30 protein-coding genes and 3 pseudogenes are annotated in these 24124 nt (G+C 60.8%); 17 read left to right on the forward strand and 16 right to left on the reverse strand.

Annotated elements, in window-relative coordinates:
• Window positions 1-25: 25 nt before the first annotated feature.
• Together ACIPSK_RS18760 and ACIPSK_RS18765 are read left to right on the forward strand one after the other, a co-directional pair.
• Window positions 26-187: pseudogene (locus ACIPSK_RS18760) on the forward strand (cupin domain-containing protein); the annotation flags it as partial.
• Window positions 167-541 carry a helix-turn-helix transcriptional regulator gene (locus ACIPSK_RS18765; RefSeq protein WP_348642938.1) on the forward strand — a complete coding sequence of 125 codons (375 nt, stop codon included), beginning with the start codon at window positions 167-169 and terminating at the stop codon, window positions 539-541. The pseudogene ACIPSK_RS18760 and the gene ACIPSK_RS18765, both read left to right, overlap by 21 nt.
• Before the next feature lie 188 nt (window positions 542-729).
• Here the strand turns inward: ACIPSK_RS18765 and ACIPSK_RS18770 are convergent, their stop codons facing one another.
• The 9 genes from ACIPSK_RS18770 to blh all read right to left on the reverse strand — a co-directional run bounded on the left by ACIPSK_RS18770 (window position 730) and on the right by blh (window position 6851).
• Window positions 730-1248 carry a DoxX family protein gene (locus tag ACIPSK_RS18770; RefSeq protein ID WP_162118232.1) on the reverse strand — a complete coding sequence of 173 codons (519 nt, stop codon included), beginning with the start codon at window positions 1246-1248 and terminating at the stop codon, window positions 730-732.
• Entirely contained in the window at window positions 1245-2045 is an 801-nt protein-coding gene (locus tag ACIPSK_RS18775) for an HvfC/BufC N-terminal domain-containing protein (protein ID WP_162118231.1), read from the reverse strand. The genes ACIPSK_RS18770 and ACIPSK_RS18775 overlap by 4 nt, the downstream gene beginning before the upstream one ends.
• Window positions 2032-2958 (reverse strand): MNIO family bufferin maturase, encoded by a 927-nt coding sequence (bufB, locus tag ACIPSK_RS18780; protein WP_168724902.1) that lies wholly within the window; start codon window positions 2956-2958, stop codon window positions 2032-2034. The genes ACIPSK_RS18775 and bufB overlap by 14 nt, the downstream gene beginning before the upstream one ends.
• A gap of 45 nt (window positions 2959-3003) precedes the next feature.
• Window positions 3004-3309, reverse strand: coding sequence for a BufA1 family periplasmic bufferin-type metallophore (locus ACIPSK_RS18785; protein WP_162118230.1), 306 nt, complete (start codon window positions 3307-3309; stop codon window positions 3004-3006).
• Window positions 3310-3600: 291 nt separating this feature from the next.
• Window positions 3601-4398 carry a sulfite exporter TauE/SafE family protein gene (locus ACIPSK_RS18790; RefSeq protein ID WP_162118229.1) on the reverse strand — a complete coding sequence of 266 codons (798 nt, stop codon included), beginning with the start codon at window positions 4396-4398 and terminating at the stop codon, window positions 3601-3603.
• A complete protein-coding gene (locus ACIPSK_RS18795; RefSeq protein ID WP_162118228.1) occupies window positions 4380-4811 on the reverse strand; it encodes a YeeE/YedE family protein in 432 nt (143 codons plus the stop codon). The genes ACIPSK_RS18790 and ACIPSK_RS18795 overlap by 19 nt, the downstream gene beginning before the upstream one ends.
• Window positions 4808-5218, reverse strand: coding sequence for a YeeE/YedE family protein (locus ACIPSK_RS18800; RefSeq protein ID WP_162118227.1), 411 nt, complete (start codon window positions 5216-5218; stop codon window positions 4808-4810). Before ACIPSK_RS18800 ends, ACIPSK_RS18795 begins: the two co-directional genes overlap by 4 nt.
• Window positions 5215-5562, reverse strand: coding sequence for a sulfite-sensing transcriptional repressor BigR (bigR, locus tag ACIPSK_RS18805; RefSeq protein WP_170261948.1), 348 nt, complete (start codon window positions 5560-5562; stop codon window positions 5215-5217). Before bigR ends, ACIPSK_RS18800 begins: the two co-directional genes overlap by 4 nt.
• Complete coding sequence (gene blh, locus ACIPSK_RS18810) at window positions 5553-6851, reverse strand: bifunctional sulfur transferase/dioxygenase Blh (protein WP_162118225.1); 1299 nt, start codon at window positions 6849-6851, stop codon at window positions 5553-5555. The genes bigR and blh overlap by 10 nt, the downstream gene beginning before the upstream one ends.
• A 574-nt stretch (window positions 6852-7425) precedes the next feature.
• Here blh and ACIPSK_RS18815 point away from each other — a divergent pair.
• The 4 genes from ACIPSK_RS18815 (at window position 7426) to ACIPSK_RS18830 (ending at window position 9702) form a co-directional block, all read left to right on the forward strand.
• On the forward strand, window positions 7426-7809 hold the full coding sequence (locus ACIPSK_RS18815) for a type II toxin-antitoxin system RelE/ParE family toxin (protein WP_348642937.1): 384 nt from the start codon (window positions 7426-7428) through the stop codon (window positions 7807-7809).
• Window positions 7793-8095, forward strand: a complete 303-nt coding sequence (locus tag ACIPSK_RS18820; RefSeq protein ID WP_112507876.1) for a helix-turn-helix domain-containing protein — start codon at window positions 7793-7795, stop codon at window positions 8093-8095. The genes ACIPSK_RS18815 and ACIPSK_RS18820 overlap by 17 nt, the downstream gene beginning before the upstream one ends.
• A 592-nt stretch (window positions 8096-8687) precedes the next feature.
• On the forward strand, window positions 8688-8831 hold the full coding sequence (locus ACIPSK_RS18825; RefSeq protein WP_162118223.1) for a hypothetical protein: 144 nt from the start codon (window positions 8688-8690) through the stop codon (window positions 8829-8831).
• 55 nt (window positions 8832-8886) lie between these two features.
• On the forward strand, window positions 8887-9702 hold the full coding sequence (locus ACIPSK_RS18830; protein WP_162118222.1) for a class I SAM-dependent methyltransferase: 816 nt from the start codon (window positions 8887-8889) through the stop codon (window positions 9700-9702).
• Here ACIPSK_RS18830 and ACIPSK_RS18835 read toward each other — a convergent pair.
• Window positions 9673-9924: a hypothetical protein gene (locus ACIPSK_RS18835; RefSeq protein ID WP_312876412.1), complete on the reverse strand. Its 252-nt coding sequence runs from the start codon at window positions 9922-9924 to the stop codon at window positions 9673-9675. The two genes, ACIPSK_RS18830 and ACIPSK_RS18835, sit on opposite strands and share 30 nt — an antisense overlap.
• Window positions 9925-10080: 156 nt before the next feature.
• On the opposite strand from ACIPSK_RS18835, the pseudogene tnpC reads away from it, so the two are divergent.
• Window positions 10081-11349 (forward strand): annotated as a pseudogene (gene tnpC / locus ACIPSK_RS18840) (IS66 family transposase); the annotation flags it as partial.
• Between the two features lie 195 nt (window positions 11350-11544).
• On the opposite strand, the gene ACIPSK_RS18845 reads toward tnpC, so the two are convergent.
• Window positions 11545-11964, reverse strand: a complete 420-nt coding sequence (locus tag ACIPSK_RS18845) for a MerR family transcriptional regulator (RefSeq protein WP_162118221.1) — start codon at window positions 11962-11964, stop codon at window positions 11545-11547.
• Window positions 11965-12049: 85 nt separating this feature from the next.
• Here ACIPSK_RS18845 and ACIPSK_RS18850 point away from each other — a divergent pair, with 85 nt between their 5' ends.
• The 4 genes from ACIPSK_RS18850 to ACIPSK_RS18865 all read left to right on the forward strand — a co-directional run bounded on the left by ACIPSK_RS18850 (window position 12050) and on the right by ACIPSK_RS18865 (window position 15748).
• Window positions 12050-12475, forward strand: coding sequence for a mercuric transporter MerT family protein (locus ACIPSK_RS18850; protein ID WP_162118220.1), 426 nt, complete (start codon window positions 12050-12052; stop codon window positions 12473-12475).
• An 18-nt stretch (window positions 12476-12493) separates the two neighbouring features.
• A complete protein-coding gene (locus tag ACIPSK_RS18855) occupies window positions 12494-12787 on the forward strand; it encodes a heavy-metal-associated domain-containing protein (protein ID WP_162118219.1) in 294 nt (97 codons plus the stop codon).
• A 244-nt stretch (window positions 12788-13031) separates the two neighbouring features.
• Window positions 13032-15269: a bifunctional organomercurial lyase/mercury(II) reductase MerBA gene (merBA, locus tag ACIPSK_RS18860; RefSeq protein ID WP_162118218.1), complete on the forward strand. Its 2238-nt coding sequence runs from the start codon at window positions 13032-13034 to the stop codon at window positions 15267-15269.
• A complete protein-coding gene (locus tag ACIPSK_RS18865; RefSeq protein ID WP_348642936.1) occupies window positions 15254-15748 on the forward strand; it encodes an AraC-like ligand-binding domain-containing protein in 495 nt (164 codons plus the stop codon). Before merBA ends, ACIPSK_RS18865 begins: the two co-directional genes overlap by 16 nt.
• A gap of 644 nt (window positions 15749-16392) precedes the next feature.
• Here the strand turns inward: ACIPSK_RS18865 and ACIPSK_RS18870 are convergent.
• The 3 genes from ACIPSK_RS18870 to ACIPSK_RS18880 form a co-directional block, all read right to left on the reverse strand.
• Window positions 16393-16647 carry a type II toxin-antitoxin system prevent-host-death family antitoxin gene (locus tag ACIPSK_RS18870; protein WP_162118216.1) on the reverse strand — a complete coding sequence of 85 codons (255 nt, stop codon included), beginning with the start codon at window positions 16645-16647 and terminating at the stop codon, window positions 16393-16395.
• A gap of 201 nt (window positions 16648-16848) precedes the next feature.
• Window positions 16849-17751 (reverse strand): GNAT family N-acetyltransferase, encoded by a 903-nt coding sequence (locus ACIPSK_RS18875; protein WP_162118215.1) that lies wholly within the window; start codon window positions 17749-17751, stop codon window positions 16849-16851.
• A 284-nt stretch (window positions 17752-18035) separates the two neighbouring features.
• Window positions 18036-18272, reverse strand: a complete 237-nt coding sequence (locus ACIPSK_RS18880; RefSeq protein ID WP_155755784.1) for a hypothetical protein — start codon at window positions 18270-18272, stop codon at window positions 18036-18038.
• Window positions 18273-18413: 141 nt separating this feature from the next.
• Here ACIPSK_RS18880 and ACIPSK_RS18885 point away from each other — a divergent pair, with 141 nt between their 5' ends.
• From ACIPSK_RS18885 to ACIPSK_RS18910, 6 genes are all read left to right on the forward strand, one after another.
• Window positions 18414-18941 (forward strand): AAA family ATPase, encoded by a 528-nt coding sequence (locus ACIPSK_RS18885; RefSeq protein WP_162118214.1) that lies wholly within the window; start codon window positions 18414-18416, stop codon window positions 18939-18941.
• A 196-nt stretch (window positions 18942-19137) separates the two neighbouring features.
• On the forward strand, window positions 19138-19746 hold the full coding sequence (locus ACIPSK_RS18890; RefSeq protein WP_162118213.1) for a TetR/AcrR family transcriptional regulator: 609 nt from the start codon (window positions 19138-19140) through the stop codon (window positions 19744-19746).
• 11 nt (window positions 19747-19757) lie between these two features.
• Complete coding sequence (locus ACIPSK_RS18895) at window positions 19758-20045, forward strand: YciI family protein (RefSeq protein WP_162118212.1); 288 nt, start codon at window positions 19758-19760, stop codon at window positions 20043-20045.
• Between the two features lie 4 nt (window positions 20046-20049).
• Window positions 20050-20406 (forward strand): DNA-3-methyladenine glycosylase I, encoded by a 357-nt coding sequence (locus tag ACIPSK_RS18900; protein ID WP_281410330.1) that lies wholly within the window; start codon window positions 20050-20052, stop codon window positions 20404-20406.
• A gap of 62 nt (window positions 20407-20468) precedes the next feature.
• On the forward strand, window positions 20469-21311 hold the full coding sequence (locus tag ACIPSK_RS18905; protein ID WP_162118211.1) for an AraC family transcriptional regulator: 843 nt from the start codon (window positions 20469-20471) through the stop codon (window positions 21309-21311).
• 76 nt (window positions 21312-21387) lie between these two features.
• Window positions 21388-22476 carry a threonine aldolase family protein gene (locus tag ACIPSK_RS18910; protein ID WP_162118210.1) on the forward strand — a complete coding sequence of 363 codons (1089 nt, stop codon included), beginning with the start codon at window positions 21388-21390 and terminating at the stop codon, window positions 22474-22476.
• Between the two features lie 33 nt (window positions 22477-22509).
• On the opposite strand, the pseudogene ACIPSK_RS18915 reads toward ACIPSK_RS18910, so the two are convergent.
• Window positions 22510-22599: pseudogene (locus tag ACIPSK_RS18915) on the reverse strand (SAM-dependent methyltransferase); the annotation flags it as partial.
• Between the two features lie 822 nt (window positions 22600-23421).
• The gene (locus ACIPSK_RS18920) at window positions 23422-23859 is read right to left on the reverse strand and encodes a copper resistance protein (RefSeq protein WP_162118209.1); all 438 of its coding nucleotides are present in this window, start codon (window positions 23857-23859) and stop codon (window positions 23422-23424) included.
• Between the last annotated feature and the right edge of the window lie 265 nt (window positions 23860-24124).

Raw genomic sequence — 24124 nt, forward strand, 5'->3', positions numbered from 1 at the left:
ATAGCTTTGTAGGGCACGCAACCCGCTCTTGAACGCGCTGCCGGATCAAGTTCTGGTCGAAATCAGCGACATTCCAACCCTTCGGGACACAACAGCCGCTTTCCTGGCGGAGGCCTTGGAATCCCGTTGCGGGCGCAGCGCGGCCCTCAACCGCCTCTGTGAAGTGATGGTTTTGCTTATTCTGCGGACGGCGATCGACCGCGGTGCAACCGGACCTGGCTTACTGGCAGGCCTGTCCCACCCCTCATTATACCGGACATTGGTAGCTATGCATGATGCTCCGACTCGCGCTTGGAACATCGAAGACCTTGCTGCGATGGCGGGGATGTCACGGAGCCATTTCATGGCGCTGTTTCGCGAGGTGGTCGGCACAACGCCGCAGGCTTACTTGACCGGATGGCATTTGACCGTTGCTCGACGGAAACTCACCAAAGGAGCGAAGGTGAAGGCGGTGGCGCGTCAGGTCGGCTTCGGCAGTGCTGCTGCATCTTCTCGAGCATACTTCCGGAAGTTCGGAGTGTGGCCATCAGTCCGATCGTAGCACTGAGTATCTAAATCATGTTCTGCGGACCTTCCCTTTCGGATTGTTGCATATGTCGAGGCTGGTCACTCGCAGCATCCATTTCCGGGTTATCGAGAGCTTTGTGGTCAAGGTGACCCAGCCGTGGCGTCACTACGGCCGGGCCTTGGCAGGTCAATCTTGCTAACAGTTTGACCGAAAGAGCTGGATCAGGCAGCCCGGCGGTCAAACCAACGTGCAAGCCAATGGTCGATCGACAGTTTTCCCGGCCCCCATGCCATGAGCGACAGCGCCATCGCAGCCCAGGTAATGTGGATCGGCCATCCGTCCGGCACCGTGATCTCGACGATCAACGTCATGAACAGCAGGCCGGTTGCCGCAAACCGGGTAGCGAAGCCCAGAACCAGCAAGATCGGAAAGGTGATCTCGGCAGCGCCGGACAGGAAGGCCATGGTGACTGGCGCCGGATAGGCATAGGGACCGCCCGGCAGATGGAGCATGAATTCGTCGGTGAACAATGTGATCGCCGTATCGTTCAATTGCAGGAAACCATCCCACTTCAGAATGCCCGACTTCCAAAAGGGCACGGCCAGAGCGAGGCGCACAACCGCCTGAACGATGCTCGGCTGCGCAAAGGCCCGAACCAGTCTCTGTGCCATCTCCACAAGTGTCACGATCGGCTGAAACCTGTCTCTGATCGAAGTCTGTTGGGTCGTCGATATCATCATGCGTCTCCCAGAGTGATGCCGCAAAATACCCCCGCTTCGATCATGCCGGCCACGCTGGCCGCGATGTCGAACGACGGACAAGCGTCGATAGCCTTGGCTGCGGCGACACTAAGCGGTTCGCCGGCAATGAGGGAAATCAGGAACTCCGCGCCGCCCAAAGGAAGATGACGCACCGCCACCTCCATATCCGGCCGCGTTATAAGCGCATCTTCCGGGTCGACCGCTTCGATCGGACTTAAGGAGCCGTCACCGCGATTGGCGGCAAAGATCGTCAGCGCCGGATAGTCCGACCGAACGATCCTTGTTGCCGGGTGCGCTGCAAAGACCAATTCACCGAGACGGTCCGGCGGAACGCAAGCAAGAGCATCAGCGGCAAGCGGCTCGACATCCGTTGCATGGTAGGCGTCCAGCCAAGCCCGTTCGATCCGGGCGACATCGGCAAGCCAGGGCAAGGACTGGGCATATTCGTACTGTTCGATGAAAGCGGGAAAATCCCGGCCATATTCGAAGAGAAGCGGCGATGCCGGTGGCGTGGCGCGCAGGTGAAAGCGCGCCATGGCGCGGAAAAACTCCGCCCCCGTCAGGCGTTGGACCGCCGGGAAAATCCCGGCGAGGGCATCGATCAGACTGACGGTGACGTTGTTGCGGTAGACGTTGTAGCGTTTGATCGCTCCCTTGCCGTTTGGCCCGACAACGCCGTCGGGCGTCCCAGCGTCCGGGTTGGTCAGGGCCGGCGCAAAATCCGCAGCATAAGTCAGGGGCTCTATGCCAAGAGATGGGGGATCAAGCCGCAACATGACTTTGATCCTGCAACGCGATGGAACCATGGTGATCCATGATCGCCTGCGCTGCGAGGGCCTCGCCACGCAGTATCGGCCAATCGGGTATGTTGCTGTCCCACTCGATGAGCGTTGGGATGGGGCCACTACGGCCAATGACGATCTCGTAAAGCTTCCAGACGGCATCGGCGACCGGACCGTCATGGCTATCGATCAGCAGCAGTTCGTCCTCGTCGTCGGTCTGCTCGGCGTGGCCTGCGAGATGGATCTCACCAACCGCAGCAATGGGAAAATCGGACAGGTAGTCGAGCGCTGAAAACCCGTGATTGGTGGCGGAGACGAATACATTGTTGACGTCGAGCAGAAGACCGCAGCCGGTGCGCCGGACGATGGCGCGGATGAAATCGGTCTCACTCATCGTCGATTGGCGGAACGTCACATAGGTGGATGGATTCTCGAGAAGGATCGGGCGTCTGATGGTCTCCTGCACCTCCTCGATATGCTCGCAAACCCGCGCCAGGCTTTCTCGTGTGTAGGGAAGAGGAAGGAGGTCGTTGAGGAAGGTCGTGCGATGCGTCGACCAGGCCAGGTGCTCGGATACCAGAGCTGGTTCGTAGCGTTCGACGAGAGCGCGGAAACGTTCGAGATGGGCCCGGTCGAGCGGCTGAGGTCCGCCGATCGACATGCACACGCCGTGAAGCGACACCGGATTGTCACGGCGGATCTGTTCGAGAATACGATGCGGCGGCCCGCCGGCCCCCATATAATTCTCGGCATGGACTTCGAAGAACCCGCGATGAGGCCCCTCCGCGGCTATGGCGGCAAAATGCTCGTGCTTGAAGCTCGTCCCCGCGAGCCCCTCGATCGGATGGAGGGGAAAGCGGAGAGTCGTTGCCGCAGACGCGGTCGTCGAAATTTGATCGGTGCTCATGGCGTCTCTCCGCCTCCTCATTGTCATCGCTGCCGCGTGTAGAAATTACATTGCCTTCAGCGTGCCGTGCTTGCCGTTCGGCAGGACGATGGAGGTGCAGGTGCCGCCCCGTACGAACTTCCAGGAATTGCCCTGGAAGTCGACTGTCGAGGTACCCTGGCAGGACGTGCCGGGGCCGGCTGCACAATCATTCTGGCCCTTCAGGGCAACGCCGAAGCATTTTTCCTTGTGAGCGGCCATTGCAGCAGCACCCTCGGCTTTGGTGAGCGGTCCGGCGCCGGCCATCGAAGCAAGGGCAGTGGTGACAGCGCCGGCGAGGACGACGGAGTTGATGGTGGATTTGATGGACATTGGGTTCTCCCGATGGTGAATGGACGCTCTCGTTGAGCGCATATTCAGGTTCGCAATCTCCCCGACATTCGTTACACCGGTCGCTATCACGAGTTCGTGAAAGCTCGCCATGCCACCGGAAACCGGCACGGCCGCGGAAAGGCCTGTAATTGCGTCTCGTACGCCTGCCGGCGCCCGAAACTCTTCACGTCAGGAGACCGTCCGCTGCAAGCACATGCAACGCAACAAGCGGGCAACTGAGTGCTGCGCGCAAGGCTTGGGGACCGACCTGGAGCCGTCCGCACTGAGCGCTCAGCCAGCCATCAACCTCCCCCCGTTCCGATACAGGATGTAACCCGCGACCGCGAAGATCAGCGCTGCGAACAGGCGGTTGAGAATGTTCTTGTAGGCGCTGAGCCGGGTGGCGAGCAGCATGCCGAGTAGGCCGCCGCCGATGCCGCCGCCGATGAATTCGGCGGCAAGCCACCAGTCCACCAGTCCCGAACTGGCATAGTTCAAGGCCGTCGCCAGTCCGAACGCACCGACGGAGAGGAGCGATGTGCCGATCGCGTTGATCATCGGCATGCCCGTTGCCAGCATGAGGCCGGGAACGATCAGGAAGCCCCCGCCGATGCCGAAGAAGCCGGACGCAGCGCCCGCGGCGAGTGCCACGGCGGCGGTGGCAAGGCACATCCTGAGGTCGACCGGACGGCACTCTACCGTCACCGCCTTCCTGGGCTTCAGCATCAGAGCGCCGACGACCGCCATCAGGACCCCGAATAGCAATATCAGGCTGTCTCCATCCATCGCCTTGCCGAGGCTGGAGCCGCCGAGGGCGCCGATCACGCCGAGCGCGGAGAAGACGGCTGCGCAGCGCCACCAGACGTGCCCCTTGATCGCGTGGCTTGCGAAGTTTGCGAAGGCATTCACCGAGACCGCAAGCGCACCCGTTCCGATCGCGATATGCGGCTGGGTCACGCCGACCACGTAGAGGAGCAGCGGCGTCGCCAGGATGGACCCGCCGCCGCCGAGCAGGCCGAGCATGAAGCCGACGATTCCGCCGGAGCCAACGGCCGCCAAAATGACGGTGCTCACGTCCGTCTGCTCCATACTCTGTCATGCAAGCTCATCCCGACCAGCATCGCGATGACGAACAGGAACGTCTGGGGAAGGCCGACCGACAGGGATGCGACGGCCGGACCGGGACAGAAGCCACCGATCCCCCAGCCCAGGCCGAACAAGGCCGAACCAACGACCAGCGGAGCATCGATCCGACGGTTCGTCGGCACGTGGAACCTGTCGTCGAAGGCGGGACGCTTCATCCGTGTCATGATCTGGACGCCGGTGAATGCGACAACGATCGCGCCGCCGAGAACGAAGGCAAGGCTCGGATCCCAGGCGCCGAACACGTTGAGGAAGCCCTGGACCCGGACCGGGTTCAGCATGCCGGACAGGGACAGGCCGAAGCCGAAGACGATACCCGAGGCGAGAGTGGCCACGAATTGGAAAATGTTCCGGTTCATAGCCCGAGACCTCGCAGTGTTGCGACGGCGATAACGCCGGCCGTCAGGAACGTGGCGACCGCCACCATCGACCGCGGCGACAGGCGGGCAAGCCCAAGCACGCCGTGGCCGCTGGTGCAGCCCGATCCCATGCGCGAGCCGAAGCCGACGAGCAGCCCCGCGACGACGATCAGCGGCCAGCCGGCGGTGATCCGAACAGCCGGCCAGCCGCCGAACGCCAGCAGGTAGGTGAACGGCCCCAGCAGCAGCCCGAGCACAAAGGCGAGATTGGTGCTCAAGCCGACGCCTTGAGCAAGACGCCCGACGATCCCGCTGATCCCGGCAATGCGGCCGTTGAGGAGCAGGAGCATTACCGCGGAGGTGCCGATTAAGATGCCCCCGGCCAAAGAGGGAAGATAGGTGCTCATTCGCCTTGGCCGACGCAGAAGATGTCATAGAGGGCGGCAACCAGCTGGGCGGCCTTCTCCTCCGTCAGGCGATAGAAGATCTGCTTCCCCTCCCGCCGCGTTTCGACAATCCCGGAGCCACGCAGCACGGTCAGATGCTGCGACAGATGCGGCTGGTGGACGTCGATCTTCTCTTCAAGCTCCCCGACCGAATGCTCGCCTTCCACGAGCGTGCAGACGATCATCAGGCGCGCCGGATGGGACAGCGTCTTCATGAGGTTCGCCACCTCTCCGGCCCGGCCGGCCATCTCGGCGGGGGAAAGCCCCGCCTTCATCATCGCCTTCAGATCGCTGGTCATTCCCATGCCGCTCCCTGCAATGCATCCAGCGGAAACTTGAGGTAGCGCTTGCCGTTGGCTTCCGGGTCCGGCAGGCGCCCGCCGCGGATGTTCACCTGCAGGGCATGCAGGATGAGCTTTGGCATAGGCAGCGTATTGTCGCGCTTCGTCCGTAGCGCAACGAATTCTTCCTCGTTCACGCCGGCGAGATGCGGGTTGGACTTCTTCTGCTCGGCCACCGTGCTTTCCCATCGAGGTGCCCGACCCTCTGGCTGGTAGTCGTGACCCGTGAAGATCCGCGTCTCGTCCGGGAGCGCCAGGATCTCCTGGATCGATTTCCACAGGACGCGCGCGTCGCCGCCGGGGAAGTCGGCGCGCGCCGTGCCGCTGTCGGGCATGAAGAGCGTGTCGTGCACGAAGGCCGCGTCGCCGATTACATAGGTAATCGAGGCGAGCGTGTGTCCCGGAGAGAAAAGCACTTTGGCATCGATCGAGCCGACCTCGAAGGTCTCGCCATGGGCAAACAGCCGGTCCCATTGCGAGCCGTCGGTGGCAAGCTCAGGCCAGTTGTAGATGCCCTTCCACAGCTTCTGGACATCAACGACGCGCTCGCCGATCGCCGTTTGTGCGCCGGTCTTCTCTTGCAGATAATGGGCGGCGGAGAAGTGGTCGGCATGGGGGTGGGTGTCGAGGATCCACTCGACCGTCAGCCCGTTGTCGCGGATGTAGTCGAGGATCGCGTCCGCGTTGATGGTCGCCGTAGCTCCGGACTTCTCGTCGAAGTCGAGTACCGGATCGACGATAGCGCACTTGCGGGTCACCGGATCGGAAACCACATACTGGACGCTCCAGGTGCGCTTGTCGAAGAAGCCCTTCACCTGCGGCCTGCGGGCAGCATGTTGCTTGAGCCAGGCTGCGGCGGCGCTGGTGTCGAAGCCGCGGCTGCGTCCGAATTCGACGACCTTGTCGACAGACATGCTGCCGTCCAGAACCTCTCCAATCAGATAGAGGTTAAGCGCGCGCTTGCCGGTCTGGCAATGTGCGAGAACGGGTCCGTCCGATTCATCGACGGCCCGCTGGAAGGCACGAACGTCCGCCTCGGTGATCGTGTCGGCCGTGACGGGAATAAACGCATAGGACAGGTCGCAGTGCTTCGCTTGCTGTCTTTCGATCCGCGTGTTCGGCTGAGACGTATCCTCGTTGTCCGGCCGGTTGTTGATGAGGGACTTGAATCCTCGGTCGCGGAGCGACCGGATGTCCTCGACACTTGGCTGCGGCGAGACCGACAGTTTCTCGGATATTGCGGTTACAGGCATGATTGGCTCCGTGGCGCTTAACAATATACATTATAATATATTATATAATGATAGATATGCAATGGTGGGCAGGGAACTTTGTGCTCGCCTTGTGGTTCCCGTGGGAGGCAAGGCAAGACTGGCAGGCTTGCCTCGCGCATCTTCATCAGGAAGACCCAAGCGCTCTTGTACTGGCAGCCGAGTTCGCGGGAGAGCGGAAGGGCGCTCTTGCCGTTCGCGCTGTTCACAGACAGCCACAGTCCCATCAGAATGTCGCGAAACGACATCTTCCGGAAGGCGAAGACCGTCTGCGAGGTGACCGAAAATTCGCGGCGGCACGTCTGGCATTTGAAGCACTGCCGTCGGATCGGATAGCAGCGCTCGTGCCCGCAGTTGCTTCGGAGGGGGCGCGGCAACGGCCCTGGCTGTATTGCCGTGATGCTTCAACCGTCGGCATCGATTGAAAATGTTCAAGCAATATTTATGTTTGGCGACAAATATCAACCAGTGGCTGCGGTTGACGATGCCGTTGCAGGTTTGATCTTTCCAAGATCTCGCTTGCTATCTGTATCACGGAGTAATATATAAATTGCCAGTGAGAGTTCTGAAGGATTTGGAGTTCGAGGACTGGGCCGCAGAGTACAATGTGACGGATGCCATGTTGTGCGATGCCGCGAAAGAGATCGAAGCTGGATTGGTCGACGCCAGATTGGGCGGCTTTCTTCTCAAGAAGCGAGTGGCAGCACCAGGTCGCGGCAAGCGTGGAAGTTATCGGACCATCGTTGGCCATCGTCAGGGCGACAGGCTCATCTTCGTGCACGGCTTCGCCAAGAACGAGACCGACAATATCACGAAGAAGGAAAAGGAAGCCCTTCGAAAGCTATGTGATGTCTACATGCTCGCCGACGACAAAAAGCTCGCTGAGATGATTGAACTGAAATTGATACTGGAGATTCAGTGCCATGAGCAGAATTCTTAAGAACGTCCATAAGTCTGCTGCGCGACTGCACGAAGCCGGCTTTGTGGACGATGTGACGATGCGGGAGTTCGACGCTCTCTGCCTTCCTCCTCTTCGTGACTATACGCCAGAAGAGATCAAGAAAATCCGGAACTCAAACAAGGTCAGCCAGGCCGTGTTTGCTCAATTCATCAATGTTAAGAAGATCACGGTTGCAGCATGGGAGCAGGGAACGAAAAAGCCCAGCAGCACGGCCATCAAGATCCTTGATATTGTTGAACGAAAAGGACTGGAAGTGCTGCGATAGCAGCTTGCTGTCAGTAAGGAAGGATTTGCCCGCCCTGTGCGGGCATTTTCATTTCAAGAGTTCGATTTCAATACCGCATTTTGGCGCTTGGTGGCGGCTCCTACATAATTGCGCAAACTTGACCGGGGTGCGATATCGGGACACTCGAGGCGAATGCCTCAACATTGGCATTCACCGGGGCAATACTGGCAACCGTTGCCGATGCGAGGAACCATGTGAGGGATTAAGCAAGACGGAGGGTGCAATGGCGATCAAAGTCTGCTGAACGTGCCGGAAGCCGTTCTTCCCGAGAATAGGCCGCACGCGATCAGCATGATTTACCCTACGGCTCCCAATTAGCATTCACCGCGACAAACCACCCGCCTGTATGTGACAAACCCACTGAATGGCCACTCTAAGCGGACTGGCGACTTTCAGGGACGTGAGCGGACGGTGGGGCGACCGGAAGGCCGGCCGCCGCTCGGAACGGAAGACCTTGAAGATCGGGCTGGTCTTAGGCGACGACGGGCCATGGGCCTTTCGCCAAGTGATCGATCCGCCTTGACGGTGACGACCAATCTCGTAGTCGAACTCGTTCGGGCGGCGAACGGCGTTGGAAGGCTGCCGCCCGTCGAATGCCGGCGCCTTCTCCAACGAGGAGGCCGCGTCGGAAGCGCTTGGAGGGCTGCTCGTCAAGACGGGAAAAGTCGCGCTGATGGACAAGTCGGCCGAGCGCGCGGACATGAGGTCGACCTGATTGACTCCCGCCCGAATTCTGGCACCGTTGTCGCGCCATTCAGCGGGGGCAGCGAATGTCATCATCCCACTATACGCATGGATCGAGCGAGGCCGAGCAACAGCGGTTGACCGCACTGAACAGGCGGCTCAATGAGCGGTGTATCGATGCCGCGCAGCTCGCCGCCGGTGAACGCGTCGTCGACTTCGGAGCCGGCCTTGGTCAGTACTCGCGGATGATGGCACGGGTCACCGGCGTCCCGGTGCTCGGGCTGGAGCGAAGTCCCGAACAGATCGCCGAGGCGTCGCGCCAGGCGGCGGCCGACGACGAGACCGCAATGATCGAGATGAGGCAGGGCGACGTCCTCGATCCGCCCCTTCGCGACGACGAACTGGGTCAGTTCGACGTCGCTCACGCTCGCTTTGTCCTTGAGCACATACCCGACCCGCTGCAGGTCGTCCGCAACATGGCGCGCGCGGTGCGGCCGGGTGGCCGTGTGATCCTGTCCGATGACGACTACGACGGTCTGCGGCTATGGCCGGAACCCCCAGGATTCTCGTCGGTCTGGAGCGCCTATCAGCGCACCTATGACAGGCATTGCAACGACCCTATAGTCGGGCGTCGCCTTGTGCAGTTGCTTCACCAGGCGGATCTACGGCCTCGCCGTAACACGCTTGTCTTCTTCGGCGGTTGCGCGGGTGATCCCGATTTCGTGGATGTGGTTCGCAACATTGCGAGCATCGTCGACGAAGCGATCGACGACATCGTGGCGACCGGGCTTTCACGAGACGCGGTTACGGCAGGTCTCGACACTTTGATCGCCTGGAGCAAGGCGCCGGATTCGGCGGTGTGGTTCGGCATGTCATGGGCGGAAGGGATTCGGCCCCTCTGACGTCGGCATCCCTGAGATCACGGCAGGGCTCCTGGCCCTTCGGTGGACGGCTTCAGCCTCCGCGGTTGGACGATCATCCGCAGGATCAGCGTCGCGGTCATACGCTGTCCGCAGACTGCCGATTTCCGCGATGATCGCATCGAAGACGTCCTCCTGCTTCGCACCGTCGACGACGAAGGTGTCGAGCCTCAGCCGCAGCGCTTCTCTCCAGCGCTGCGTCACGCGCGCCGTCCGTCAGGCGGACGCCTCTGCAAGGCGGTCCCCATCTGGGGCAATGGTCCGCCTGCAGGTAACCGGTGTTCCACTCCCACGTTGCCTTCACTGCTCTAATCTGTGATCGCTTTTCCATGGACAAGCAACGGGAGTTTCTCCATGGACGCCAATCGCGGCTCTCTTCCTGCTCATCTTCCTCGCGTGGAAGAGATCATAGAGCCCGAAAGCTTGATCTGTCCGTGCGGCGGATGCCAGCATTGCGTCGGCGAGGACGTGTCCGAGCGGCTGGATGTCATCCCGGCGCAGTTTCGCGTCATCGTCACTCGTCGCCCCAAGTATGCCTGCCGTGCGTGCACCGACGGCGTATCCCAGGCACCAGCGCCAGCACGACTGATCACCGCCGGATTACCAACCGAGGCCACTATCGCGCATGTGTTGGTGGCGAAGTACGCCGATCATCTGCCGCTCTACCGCCAGGCCCAGATCATAAGCCGACAGGGCATCGACCTTGATCGATCCACTCTCGCCGATTGGGTCGGTCGGGCAGCGTTCGAACTGCGCCCGGTCTTCGACGCTCTGATCGCAGACCTGAAGCGGTCAACGAAACTGTTCATGGACGAGACCCGTGCGCCAGTCCTTGATCCCGGCTCCCGCAAAACCAAAATCGGATATTTCTGGGCGCTGGCCCGCGACGACCGACCACGGGGCGGCGGCGCTCCGCCCGGTCTGGCCTTCACCTACGCACCCCGTCGCGGCGGGCTACATGCCGAGCGGATATTGCAAGGATTCACGGGCATCCTTCAGGTGGATGGCTACGCCGGATATAATCGGCTGATCGCGCCGGACCGTGTTGGTCCAGACATCCGGCTGGCCTATTGTTGGGCACACGCAAGGCGCAAGCTGGTCGAGATCACCCGCACTGGCTCGACACCGATTGCCGAAGAAGGCGTGAAGCTGATTGGCAATCTCTATCGGATCGAGGCGGAGCTACGCGGCCTTCCCGCCGAAGTTCGGCTTGCAGGAAGGCAAAATCGGTCCGCGCCGTTGATTGCGGACATGCGAACTTGGCTCACGCAGCATCGTGCCGGTGTCGCCGGTAAGTCGCCGCTCGGCGAAGCTCTTGCGTATATCGCCAAATACTGGGACGGCCCCTGTGTCTTCCTGACTGATGGCCGCATCGAGATCGACAACAACACCGTCGAAAGAACCATCCGACCGGTAGCATTAAATCGGAAGAACGCTCTCTTCGCCGGTCACGACGCCGGGGCCGAGAACTGGGCGACCATTGCCTCGCTCATCGAGACTTGTATGCTCAACGGCGTCGATCCGTTTGCGTATCTGACCGCCACGCTCACCTCCATCGTTAATGGCCACAAACAGAGCCGGGTGAATGAGCTTATGCCGTGGAATTGCGCAGGACGAACAAGCGACTGAAGTCTGCTGTAGGTCCTAAGCGGCCGTTCGGGGCGACACAGACCAACGGCAATTTTTCCTCGGGGAGAGCAGACCTCCACGCTACCGGCAACCCGTGAGCACGGCCGGCGCAAAGCACGCTGGAATACCAACGGCGGAACGTCTCGCGCTCACGCGCCTCGTTCCCCTCCTGGCCGTGATCGCGCGATCAATTGATCATCTCTCCTGGAACAGCGTCTCGATCAGCGGACATTCCGGGAGCGTGCCGTCGCCGCACTGGGCAACGACGTCCTTGAGCACCCGCTCCATACGCTTGAGGTCCGTGATCTTCGACTGGACGTCGGCAAGGTGGACGGCAGCAACGTCGCGTGCCTCGGTACAAGGCCGGTCGCGCTCGTCGACGAGGCGCAACAGTTCACGGATTTCATCGAGGGAGAAGCCGAGCTCACGCGCCCGCAGAACGAAGCGAAGCCGTCGCTCGTGGGTGCCGTCGTAGCTGCGATAGCCGCTCGCCGTGCGCGGCGGCTCCGGCAGAAGGCCGACCTTCTCGTAATAGCGGACCGTCTCCAGATTGCACCCTGTGCGCCCGGCGAGTTCGGCGCGCTTGAGGCCTTTCACGCCAGCGTGATCACGCATCCCAAAATACCTCTTGACCCTGTAGTTGCTACAGACCGCACATTAGCCCCCGGATAGGTTTTCGACAAGAAGAGCGAGGTCGAACATGAATGCATCGCGACACGGACCAGCAGACGTTGCACCAACTGCGGCAAACCTGACGACGCCAGAGCGAAGCGAGGCCGGGCGACAGCGCCTGGTCGCCGCCGGTGGCATACTCGGCGCTATCGCCGCTTCGTCCTGCTGCATCATTCCGCTCGTCCTGTTCAGCCTCGGCATCGGCGGCGCCTGGATCGGCAATCTGACGGCGCTTGCGCCCTACAAGCCGCTGTTCGTCGCCGGAACGGCGGGCGTGCTCGGCTATGGCTTCTACCTTGTCTACTGGAAGCCGAGGCAGGCCTGCGCCGATGGCGCCGCCTGCACGCGCCCGGTCCCCAGCCGCATCGTCCAGGCCGCGCTCTGGATTGCCACGGTTCTCGTCGTGGCTGCCTTCGCCTTCGACTACGTCGCCCCGCTGCTGCTTTCCGCCTGACACCAAGAGGAGACCCCCATGAGGAAGAGTTTGAGCGCTTTCACTTTGATCGCGTCGCTGATGACTGCGCCTGCTGCCTTCGCCGCCGAACGCACTGTGACGTTTGCCGTTGACAACATGACCTGCGTCTCGTGCCCCTACATCGTGAAGACCACGATGGCGGCGATCCCCGGTGTCGCGAAGGTGACCGTCTCGTTCGAGGCGAAGTCCGCGACTGTGACCTTCGACGACGCTAAGACGAGCACTGATGTCATCGCAGCCGCCAGCATGAATGCCGGTTATCCGGCCCACCCGACGCAGCAGGGCAGCTAGATGACTGATCGCGCTGCAATCCGCGCAGGTGCCGTGGCGCCGTCCTCGCCGCGATCTGCTGCGCGGCGCCGCTCCTCGCCATCGGCCTAACCCTGGCGGGTCTTGGCGCGTGGCTGACAGGTGTGGGTGCAGTAGTGCTTCCCCTGATGGTCGCGGGCTTCGGCTTCGTCGCATGAGGCCTCCATCATCGCCGGGCAAGAGCCACGGCCTATGAGACGAAGATTCGCAAGGAAGGCGTGAAGCCATGAACGATTGCTGTGCAACCTCCTCCCCGGACAAACCGGCCGATTCTCAGCCCACGACACTGGCGAGCTTTGCCGTTCGACCGGGCGTAACGTTTCCGGATTGGTCGGCGGTCACGTCGCCTGTGGTCAAGAACGCTCTGCAGGCGATGGTCGGATCCGACCACGTGCTCAATCGCTGGAGCGGTTACGATCCCGCCACCGACAAGGTGCGTGTTGCGTTGCTCCAACTCTACGCCGACTATGGGCGTGCCCCGGCCATAGGCGCGCTCGCGGAGCGTACAGGACTCAGGGAGACGGCCATCGGGCCGCTGCTCGACGAGCTCCGCCGGCGCGACCTCGTCGTTCTCGATGGCGAGCGGATCGTCGGCGCCTATCCCTTCAGCGATCATAACACCGGCCATCGGGTCACGCTGGACGGGCGCACGCTGAATGCAATGTGCGCGGTCGACGCGCTGGGCATCGGTGCCATGACCGATCGCGACACCGCGATCGCCTCGCCCTGCCGCCATTGCGGCGCGCCGATCCGGATCACCACGCGTGACCGAGGGCGGGCGCTCGCCGACGTCGAGCCGCAGTCGGCCGTCATGTGGCAAAGCGTCCGTTATGAAGGCGGCTGCGCCGCGAGTTCGCTCTGCGCGACGACCACCTTTTTCTGCTCGGACGAGCATCTTTCAGCCTGGCGCGACGAACGCGCCGCCGACGAACCGGGTTTCCGGCTGTCGATCGAGGAAGGGCTGGAAGCCGGCCGTGCTCTCTTCGGACCGAGCCTCGCCGGTCTCGATCTGGCGTCGAAGAGCCCGGTGGTCGCCAACCGACCCCTCCGCGCCGATGGCCGCAACGGAGGCGCCTACGATCTCATCGTGATCGGCGCCGGTTCTGCCGGCTTCTCGGCGGCGATCACGGCCGCCGATCAGGGTGCCCAGGTCGCACTCATCGGCAGCGGCACCATCGGCGGCACCTGTGTCAATGTCGGTTGCGTGCCGTCGAAGACCTTGATCCGCGCCGCCGAGACGCTGCACAATGCGCGCGTGGCGGCCCGTTTTGCCGGCATCACGGCGGCGGCCGAGCTGACGGACTGGCGCGGAACCGTTCGTCAGAAGGATGCCCTCGTTTCCGAACTGCGCCAGGCCAAGTACGTCGATCTGCTCCCCGCGTACAACGGTATCGCCTATCGCGACGGGCCGGCGCGCCTCCTCGACGGCGGTGTCGAAGTTGACGCCGCGCCTATTGCCGCTAGCAAGATCATCATCGCGACCGGCGCGCGGCCGGCAGTTCCCGCCATTCCTGGCATCGGGACCGTGCCGTATCTCACCAGCACGACGGCGCTCGACCTCGAGGAATTGCCGCGCTCGCTGCTCGTCATCGGTGGCGGCTATATCGGCGCCGAGCTCGCCCAGATGTTCGCCCGCGCCGGCGTCAAGGTAACGCTCGTCTGCAGGTCGCGCCTGCTTCCCGAGGCCGAGTCCGAGATCGGCGCGGCGCTCACGGGGTATTTCGAGGACGAAGGCATCACCGTTGTCTCCGGCATCGCTTACCGCGCGATCCGCAAGACGGAGAACGGTGTGTCACTGACGATCACGCGCGAAGGCCAGGATATTGCGATCGACGCCGATCAAGTGCTGATCACCACGGGGCGCACGCCCAACATCGAAGGCCTTGGGCTTGCCGACCTCGGCATCGCTGTCTCGCCGAAGGGCGGCATCGTCGTCGATGACCGCATGCGCACGACCAGAGCCGGCGTCTATGCCGCCGGCGACGTCACCGGCCGCCACCAGTTCGTCTACATGGCCGCCTATGGCGCCAAGCTCGCCGTCAAGAACGCCCTCAACGGCGACAGCCTGCGCTACGACAACAGCGCGATGCCCGCTATCGTCTTCACCGATCCACAGGTGGCGAGCGTCGGGCTGACCGAAGTCGCCGCGCGCGCAGCCGGGCATGAGATCCGCGTTTCGACGATCGGTCTCGACCGGGTGCCCCGCGCGCTGGCCGCCCGCGACACCCGCGGGCTGATCAAGCTCGTCGCCGATGCTGGCAACGGCCGCCTGCTCGGCGCCCACATCCTCGCGCCGGAAGGTGCCGACAGCATTCAGACCGCGGCTCTCGCGATCCGCCAGGGTCTCACCGTCGATGACCTCGCAGACACGATCTTTCCCTATCTCACCACCGTCGAAGGCCTGAAGCTCGCGGCACTTTCGTTCGACAAGGACGTGGCGAAGCTCTCATGCTGCGCCGGCTAGACCAGCAATCCGTTTGCCTGAATAGCCATAGGTGCGTCCGCCCCCTGAACGCGCTCGACAGGCCGGGATTTAAGATTCGAGAAGCCACCTATTGTGCGTCCACCATAGTTCCGGCCGAACCGCTCCGCTGGGCAGGACTTTGCCTTACACTCGACGGAAGCTACTCGGTGGACTGGGGTCGCACGCGGCTCGCCTGCGGTCCGGCATCGCTCATCTTCCTTCCGCCTGGAGAGGATTACAATGCGCGCATTACGCACGAAGGCAGCCACTGCCTGACGGTGGCTATCGACCCCGAGATGCTCAGCGCCGGCGACACTGTCGTCGATTTCGAGCGCTTGAACGCAGCACGCCGTGCGCCGCCGCATTGGCTCGCCTTTCAATTACGCCGGGAAATTGAGCCATCGGACGATCTGTCGCCCACCTCCGTTGCGCATGGAGATCCGAAGGAAATTCTCTCGAAGCTCGGCCTAGCCGACTGAAGGCGGCAACCGAGTTGGAACGTGACATTTCGAGTGGCGGTCGTGAACGACTGCTCATGGCGCATTCTTGCCATCAATGTCGCAGCGGTAGCTTTCGGAACGGCCTACCGCGCTTGGTCAATGTGCGAGGAAAACACCGCTTACGCCTTCAGTCGAGGGGGGCAGGGCCTTCGTCTGGTTCGGGGTCAGGCAGCGGCTCGCCTGGCATACGATCCGGATCCGGCGCCGGGTTGAGAGGCGGTACGGATGGCGGCGGCACGATCGGCTCGAATGGAACTGACATTTGGTGTTCCTCCTCGCCTCTGAACGTCGTGTTGTTGCGCAAGTTCCGCCGGTTCAGGGTAGCCTCAGCGATACTGCCGTCCGATCGATAATCGGGACCGATCGAATCATCCCGTGGATCGTGCCGTTCCCGCCGTAACGTTCTGGATTTCGAGCTTCACGGGTTGTCCGCTTCAGGCAAAAGTCCGGCATTATGGAGCAGTTGCCACAAATCTGATTGCAGGCTCATGGATGGGTATTTGCCGACTAAGCAGGTTGATGATGTCGACCGCTCCGGCGACATTTTCGATCAATTATCGATTTTGGATTGTTCAAACCTTGGAAGTGTGGAGCCGGCCGTGCTCACACGGCCTCTGGCAGTTTCACTTAGAGATCACGCCATACTCTGCGTTCTCAATCTCAGTGAGTAGCTCGTCATCGATCTCGCTGACATGAAGCACCTGCACCTCACGTCGCTTGAGACGGTTGAAATGTTCAAGCTCGTCTGCGCTGATGTAGGCACCCACGACTCTGTTATGCGACGTGACTTCAATCACCCCGGCCTTATGGACTGCTTCGCGAACTCGTCCAAAGTGACGAGAGAATTCCGATGCGGGGATTTGAAGCGCTGCACCCATAATCTATCTCCTTTGTTGACATGTAAATTACGTATTTTGCGTAAATCGTCAATGCAGAAGATTACACGGTGGTTCCCAAGCTGCCGGATTTATGGAGCAGGGGCCATCGAACATAAGGTTTGTGGCAACTGCTCCATAATGCCGCAAAAGTCGAACCCGGTGCTGTCCCACATGCGGCTTGTGGCAGGAACCGATTCTTGCTCACATAAATCCTGGATTCCGCGGCAGGTATTTGACCCAATCGCCGAAGCCGGGTGTTGCCATCAGCAGCATCGGAAAGGTGATACGCATGCCGACATCGATGGCGAGGGTGAGCGCGGCCTCGCATGTGCCTGGCAGGAACGCCGAAACATTGTCGGACGAGCCACCGGCGGCAATCTTCAACGCAGCAGCAAAGGCATCGCCAAGAACGTCGGCACGCGTGACGGCGACCGGTCCGACATGGCCGCTCGCACTGACATAGCTGTAGCCGACGCATTCGTTTCCGGAATAGAGCAGGACAGCGGTGGTCGCGGGGTCGCTGAGCAGGTAGCGGTGGTGCTTGTCTCGCGCAGCGCCGACGGCGCGAGCGTCAATTTCGGCAAGTCTCCTTATCGCAGCGTCGGTATCGACGAGAGCGACGCTGCGCAAGGACGGCTCCTGCAACTTGGCGGCCAGTTGTTCACGACTGGAGCCGACGAAATAGATCGGCATTTTGGGGAAGAGGCCATGCCGGATATAGAGACCCTGCGAAACACGATTGAAGGAGAACGTTATCAGCGCCCGATGGGCTGCGCTTGATTTTCGGGCGTGCTCCATGCTTCGTCTCATCAGCTCATTGCCGATGCCTTGACCCTGTTGCGCCGGGTCGACAAACAGCTGGGCAAGGAACCAAAGCTCATCGCACGCCCAGCTCCAGGCGAATCCGACGATGTCGCTGCCGTTCTCCGCGATCCATAGACCGCCGGGGTCGTCCTCAAGCGAAAACAGCTGGAAGTTGGGAGGGCTTGGCATCGCCATTGGGCCGAAGCCATGTCGGATGGTGAGCTCATTGATGCTGGCGACCACCAGCACGTCGGTGGCGGCCACATCCTCCGCCCGGGCTGGCCTGTAAATGACAGACATCGAGGACTCCCCACACGAATATCAAACGGGGTGAGCACGGGCCGCAGGGTCGCAAATTCCCCGACGTCACGCTGCTCGGCTGATTATTCCAGCGAGCCCACATTCGGTCAACTCGCAAGGTCTACCCGCCCGCCGAGCGTCGGGAAGGGCAAGCAGCCCCTCTCGGCCGCTAAGGCCAATAGGAGCAGGTTAACTTCGACGCGACCTTCATCCGCGCCCGACGCCAATGCGTGGTGTCAGCGCCATTGAGGGTGATTACAGCCGTCTGCCGTCATAGAAAGGCTTCACGAGGCTGAGAATTTCACCATGACACCGCGCTGGCGAAAGTAGGCCTCCATTCGCTTCCTGCCGGAACGGTTATTCTGCACGAGCCGAGCCGGGTCGAATACGGCCTCTTTTAAACCCGCCCGCGTCAACGCCGCCTTGAGGGTCGCGATATGCACGTCGATGTCGGCATTGTCCGCCTGCAGCGACTCATAAATGCGGTTTGTTGCATCTGCTACGGTCGGTTCGCTCACGATTGCACTCCTGTTGTCGTCTGGTTGGCCTGACCCCTATTGGGGTGAAAACCGTTCACGTCAATGGGTGACGATGGATTGGAACAAAGCGTTCCCAGGTAGAGTGTCTTCTCACCAGATCGAAGGCCATGATAAGCAGCGCCCATGGGAATCAAGAACTATCTGATCGAAGGCGGTTCCGGGACTGGGAAAACGTCCGTCGCTACCGAACTGGAGCGGCGGGGCTACCATGTCGTGCATGGTGACCGGGTCTTGGCCTATGTCGGCGACCCCGAGACGGGCCAGGCGCTCGCAGGACCACCCGCAGGCGCGGACAGCATCGTTTGGGGATACGCCCACTGGATCTGGCCTGTCGACAAGGTCCGCGCCATTGCTGCCGACACCACCCATCCTGCCACCTTCTTCAGTGGCGGCTCGCGCAATTTCCACAAATTCCTGGACCTTTTCGACAAGGTTTTCGTGCTCGATACAGACGTTGAGACCTTGAACCGACGATTGGATGGGCGGCCAAATGAGCCGGGCTTCGAGCCGGCCGAGCGGGCGCTGGTGCTCCGCTACCATCATACCCGGGAATATCTTCCCATCGGCATCAATATCGACACGACGGGTACGGTCCCAAGTGTCGTCGACGCTATCCTCGCTCAAACTCACCTGACGCCCCGAAAGTATTGAGTGTGGGATGGAAAGCGGCGGCGAGTGGGACATGCTAGACACTTGAGCCATTTGCAACGACAATCCCTATCTTCCGGAAGGCAGGAATCCCGCCACCTTTCAGGCCCCACCCTTGACGTCTTTAGGTCAATTGTCCTAAAGAGTTTCGTAGGGCATTTGTCCACTCGATGAGCGATGGCAATGGAGAACCGGGCACTTGGGGGCAGCGACCACACGACTGCAGATTGTTGAGGCTGCAGACAAGCTCTTTTATGAGCGAGGATTCGAGGCGACGTCCTTCGCCGACATTGCGGCAGTCGTCGGACTTTCGCGAGGCAATTTCTACTATCACTTCAAGACGAAAGACGAGATTCTCGATGCGGTGATCGCCCATCGTCTTTCAAAGACCAAGGCGATGCTAGATGCGTGGGAGGCTGGGGCTGAAGCTCCCAGCGAACGGATCAGAAGCTTCATCTATATGCTCATCATGAACCAGACAAAGATCATGGCCTTTGGCTGCCCGGTCGGCACGCTTTGCAACGAACTCGCCAAACTCGACCACACTGCCAAGGACGAGGCGATCAAGCTTTTCACTCTGTTTCGCAATTGGCTTTCGCGCCAGTTCGCCGCACTTGGCCGTGAGACCGATGCCGACGCGCTTGCCATGCACATCCTGATGCGAAGCCAGGGTGTGGCCGCACTCGCGACCGCCTTCCGCGACGAAGCCTTCGTCCGCCGTGAAGTCGACGATATGTGCCTATGGTTGGCAATGCAGCGGCCCAATCTATCCGATCACCCCGAATCCGTTTCCATCCAGAATTCCTGAAGGGCCCCTGTATGCTCGTCGTTACACTTAAATTCTCCGCCAACAAGGCCCGAGCCTCCGCCCTTATGGAAGGGCATAATGCCTGGATCAAACAGGGCTTTGACGATGGTATCTTCCTCCTTACCGGAAGCCTTCAGCAAAGTGCGGGCGGAGCGGTTCTCGCCCACAACACATCCCGCGCCGATCTCGAAATGCGCCTCCAGCAAGATCCTTTTGTTGTGGGGGGTGTCGTAAGCGCAGACATTCTTGAAATTGCACCGGGCCGAACCGACGACCGCTTGGCCTTTCTCAGGGCGTGAGAAAATGAGCGCGACGATCTTCGGCCCGGATGGGCAGCCGCGTTGCCGCTGGTGCGCAGCCGCTCCGGAGTTCATGTCCTATTACGACACCAAGTGGGGCTTTCCGGTAGATGATGATCACCGTTTATTTGAGAAGCTTTGCCTCGAAGGCTTCCAGTCAGGTTTGAGCTGGCGCACTATCCTGTCCAAGCGCGAGAATTTTCGGGCTGCCTTTCTCGGTTTCGACTTTGACCGCATCGCGCAATTCACGGAGGCCGACATTATGCGCCTGCTCCGGGACGCTGGCATCGTGCGCCATCGCGGCAAGATCGCGGCGGTCATAAACAACGCGCAGCTGAAGTCCGCTGTCCGCCCTGAGTAATCATGCCGCCTCTGCTGCCATGAGCATTAACATCATATTGTTTTGCCGATATAGATGCGAGCATGAAGAACACGTCCAGAGGCCAGCGTGGGAGGCCGCCGAGGGAGGAGGCGACCCTTACCCGTGTCGATGTTATGGGTGGGTTCGATTACCTTTCGGCCGAATACACCAAACAATATTTTCCCAGGCACGCCCATGAGCAATATCTCATCGGTCTGATCAAATCGGGTATGCACGATGTCTGGTGTCGAGGCGAGCTTTGGCATGCAGGGTCGGGCGCGATCGCTACCTTCGCGCCGGGTGAGCCGCATTTTGGCGGCGCGGGCGTCGAGAGCGGATGGACACAAGGAATTCTCTACCTGCCTGAACGGATCATTCGGGAAGTCCTGTGGGAGGGCTCGGACACTCATAGCGGAACATTGAGTTTCCGCTCGCCTTTCCAGCACGATGCGCGATCCGAAGCGAGCTTGCGGCAACTGATAGACTTGCTTGAGGAGCCGGCTTCATCGCTGGAGATCGAGGAGGCGCTGTATGATCTGCTACCACCGCTGTTTGCGGGAACGAACACGGATAACAAGATTTCGAAATCGGCTTCGGGTGGCCTCGAACGCGCCCGCGAATACCTGTATTCCCACTACAGCGAAAACATCAGGCTTGAAGAACTGGCACGCGTTGCCGAGCTTTCCAAGGGCAAGCTGATTGCAGGGTTCAATGCCAGCTTCGGGGTGCCGCCAATGCGCTATCTCATTCAAGTCCGGCTGGAAAAAGCGCGTGAACTATTGCGGCAGGGATTGGGGATCGCCGACGTCGCCTATGCTGTCGGTTTTGCGGATCAGGCCCATCTTACACGACACTTCAGGGCTATGCTGGGTGTCACGCCCGCTCGCTATCTTTTACCGGAATAGAAATATCGTTCAATAATCAGGCCGCAAGTTGGTCCATAGGGATGCCATCAAATTCCAGTGACGGAAGCGGCAATCCATGATGAACGTAAAGGCACCTTCAATTCAACCCCCGGCCCGCGGCTTTACCAGCGACAACATCGCAGGCATTTCCCCGGAAATGATGGAGGCAATCGTCCGTTGCAATGCGGGGCAAGCCGCTCCTTATGGAAACGATGAGGTGACACAGCGGCTTGAGGTGCGCATGTCGAATATCTTTGAAAAGGACGTGAAGGTGTTCCTCGTTTCAACAGGCTCGGCGGCGAACGCCCTATGTCTGGCAACGATGACACCTCCTTGGGGCAGCGTGCTGAGCCATGCAGATGCCCATATCAATCGCGACGAATGCGGCGCTCCGGAATTCTTTTGCGACGGTGCAAAGCTGGTTCAGCTTGGCGGCGAGAACGCCAAGATCGATCTTGCCGCGCTTCAGGCCCAGTCCAAGCGGATGGTGGGAGATGTCCATTCCGTACAACCCTCCTGCGTGAGCATAACCCAGGCGACGGAAGTCGGAAGCGTCTATTCGCTAGACGAAATCGAGGCGATTGGTGCCGTTTGCCGTGATGCCGGACTGGGCTTGCATATGGATGGCGCCCGCTTTGCCAATGGCTTGGTGACGCTGGGTTGCTCGCCAGCCGAGATGACGTGGAAGCGTGGTGTCGATGCGCTTTCCTTCGGTGCAACCAAGAACGGTACATTCGGCGTCGACGCGATCGTACTGTTCAATCAGGACTTGGCACAGCCGTTGGCCTTCCGCCGAAAGCGTGCAGGTCAACTTGGATCGAAAATGCGGTTCTTCTCCGCACAGATGGAAGCCTATCTCGCCGACGATCTCTGGCTCAGCAACGCCCGCCATGCCAATGCCATGGCAAAGGCACTTGCAGCAGGGCTCGCATCTATTTCGGGTGCCAAGGTCGATCGCGACCCTGAAGCCAACATCCTATTCTGCAAACTGGCGGACCACCTGATTAACGGGCTTTTGTCGGCTGGTTTTCGCTTCTACCACGACCGCTGGGAGGCGGGGACCGTTCGGTTCGTCACATCATTCGCCACGACACAGGCGGACGTTGATGATCTGCTCGCCGCAGCGAACGATCTTGCACAGCTTGCGGTGAGGCGGTCCTCGTGACCGCCTATTGCGCAATCGGAGAGCTGAAATCTTGGCCGGCCGCTCGTAATAGGCATTCCAGGCATTGACCTCGTTATCGGCATCATAAGCCGCGGCGAACGCATCATAATCATTCTCGGCCACGATATCTTTCCCTTTGCGAAGACTGTTCGAGGAAGCCAGGAGCTTGATCGATCGACCTGCAAAATGGCAGAGATTGCTTCGCCGGCAAAGTTTGAGCTCGGGCCCCAAGCTCGGTGCGTTTGGGAACGTCGGTTTGAGTGGCCGATGCCGCGCTGTATCTTACGCTGGCGCGACGACCGAAGGCCGTAGTACACTCGCCTTGCCAATCAAGACGAGATGGGTGACGCGAACAGAGCCTGAGGGAGGCTGCTGTGCAACGGTTCATTCTCAGGCAAAATATCGGCCGGTTTCGCACGCTGCTGCTGGAGCAGCGGAACGAGCACGATACCCACTTGCTCAAGGTCATGCTCTCGCAGGCGACGAGAGCGGCCACCCCGCGAGCCACCAAAAACCTGTCGGCAGGCAATCCCGTTATCGCGGATGGCAAGGTTCCCGACTTCCGGCTGCAGAAGCAGGACGAAGGCGGCTGGCAGGTGAGGGTGGTGAGCACCCGCGGATCGTACTGGTTGCGCGCCAACCATCTTGAACGTTGCGACCGGGAAACCCTCATCGATCTGTCACATGCGAATTCCTTCCTGCGCGAAGTCCGAAAGAATGGGTTCAAGACCGAGTATATCGGCCCCGAACGGCAGCGCTGTCATTTAGCAGCCAAGATCCGCAAGCGCGCTTTCCCATTCGCTCAGGCCGGAGATTCTCAAGGTCTCGCATTTTTTCGGGCCGATGCGCTGGCGGCGGGATACCTGTCTCGCCGGCGAGGGGCCGCTCGCCGCCGAGTGGGGAAGAAGGTCCAGCAAGGGTGCTGCAAAAGGCAGTCGCCCGCCCCTACGGCGTCACCGTCAGCCTGGCTTCCATCCCGGCTTCGTAGTGGCCCTTCATGTTGCAGAAGAGCAAATAGGTTCCCGGCGCGAGCTTGGTATTCAGCTTGCCGCTGGCGCCCGGCTTCAGATCGGAAACCTCGCCCAGGCTTTTCAGCTTCGATTCATCGACGCGGTTTTTGGCAGCGTTGACCGGAATAGGCAGGTCCGGAGATTTCAGGCGAACGACGACCATTTCATGCTGCTCCGTCATCGCATCATTATGGACTGCGAAGGTCGCGGGGCCGGCTTTGACCGTTGGCGGGTCGAGCTTCAGCGACATCGCCCCACCGCCTTCTCCATCTTCCGTGACATTGATCACGCTGGTGGCGGCAAAGCTTGCTCCGGCCGAGCAGGCGATGGCGACTCCGGTAAAAAGCGGCAACAGTCTGGCACGTGGTTTCATCGTTGGTCTCCGTCGGGTTTGAGAGCGGGCGCTGAGCGGCTTGCTCAAGCCAAGGGTCATCCGGCACGGCACGCAGTGGGTCGCTGTCGTCATCGAAGGCGCGCTGGTTGTCGTTCGATCGCGGGAAGGGAGGCGTCCACTGCATGCCGCAGGAGAGCTGGTAGCGCGGCATTCTTACGCGTTCTTTGCCGGGATCATACCAATCCGTAAGAATGCCGGCCCGGCCGTTCGACCTCCGCACTTTACCAAACTGTATAGTTCCAGC

The organism is Rhizobium sp. LARHSG275 (assembly GCF_052871115.1).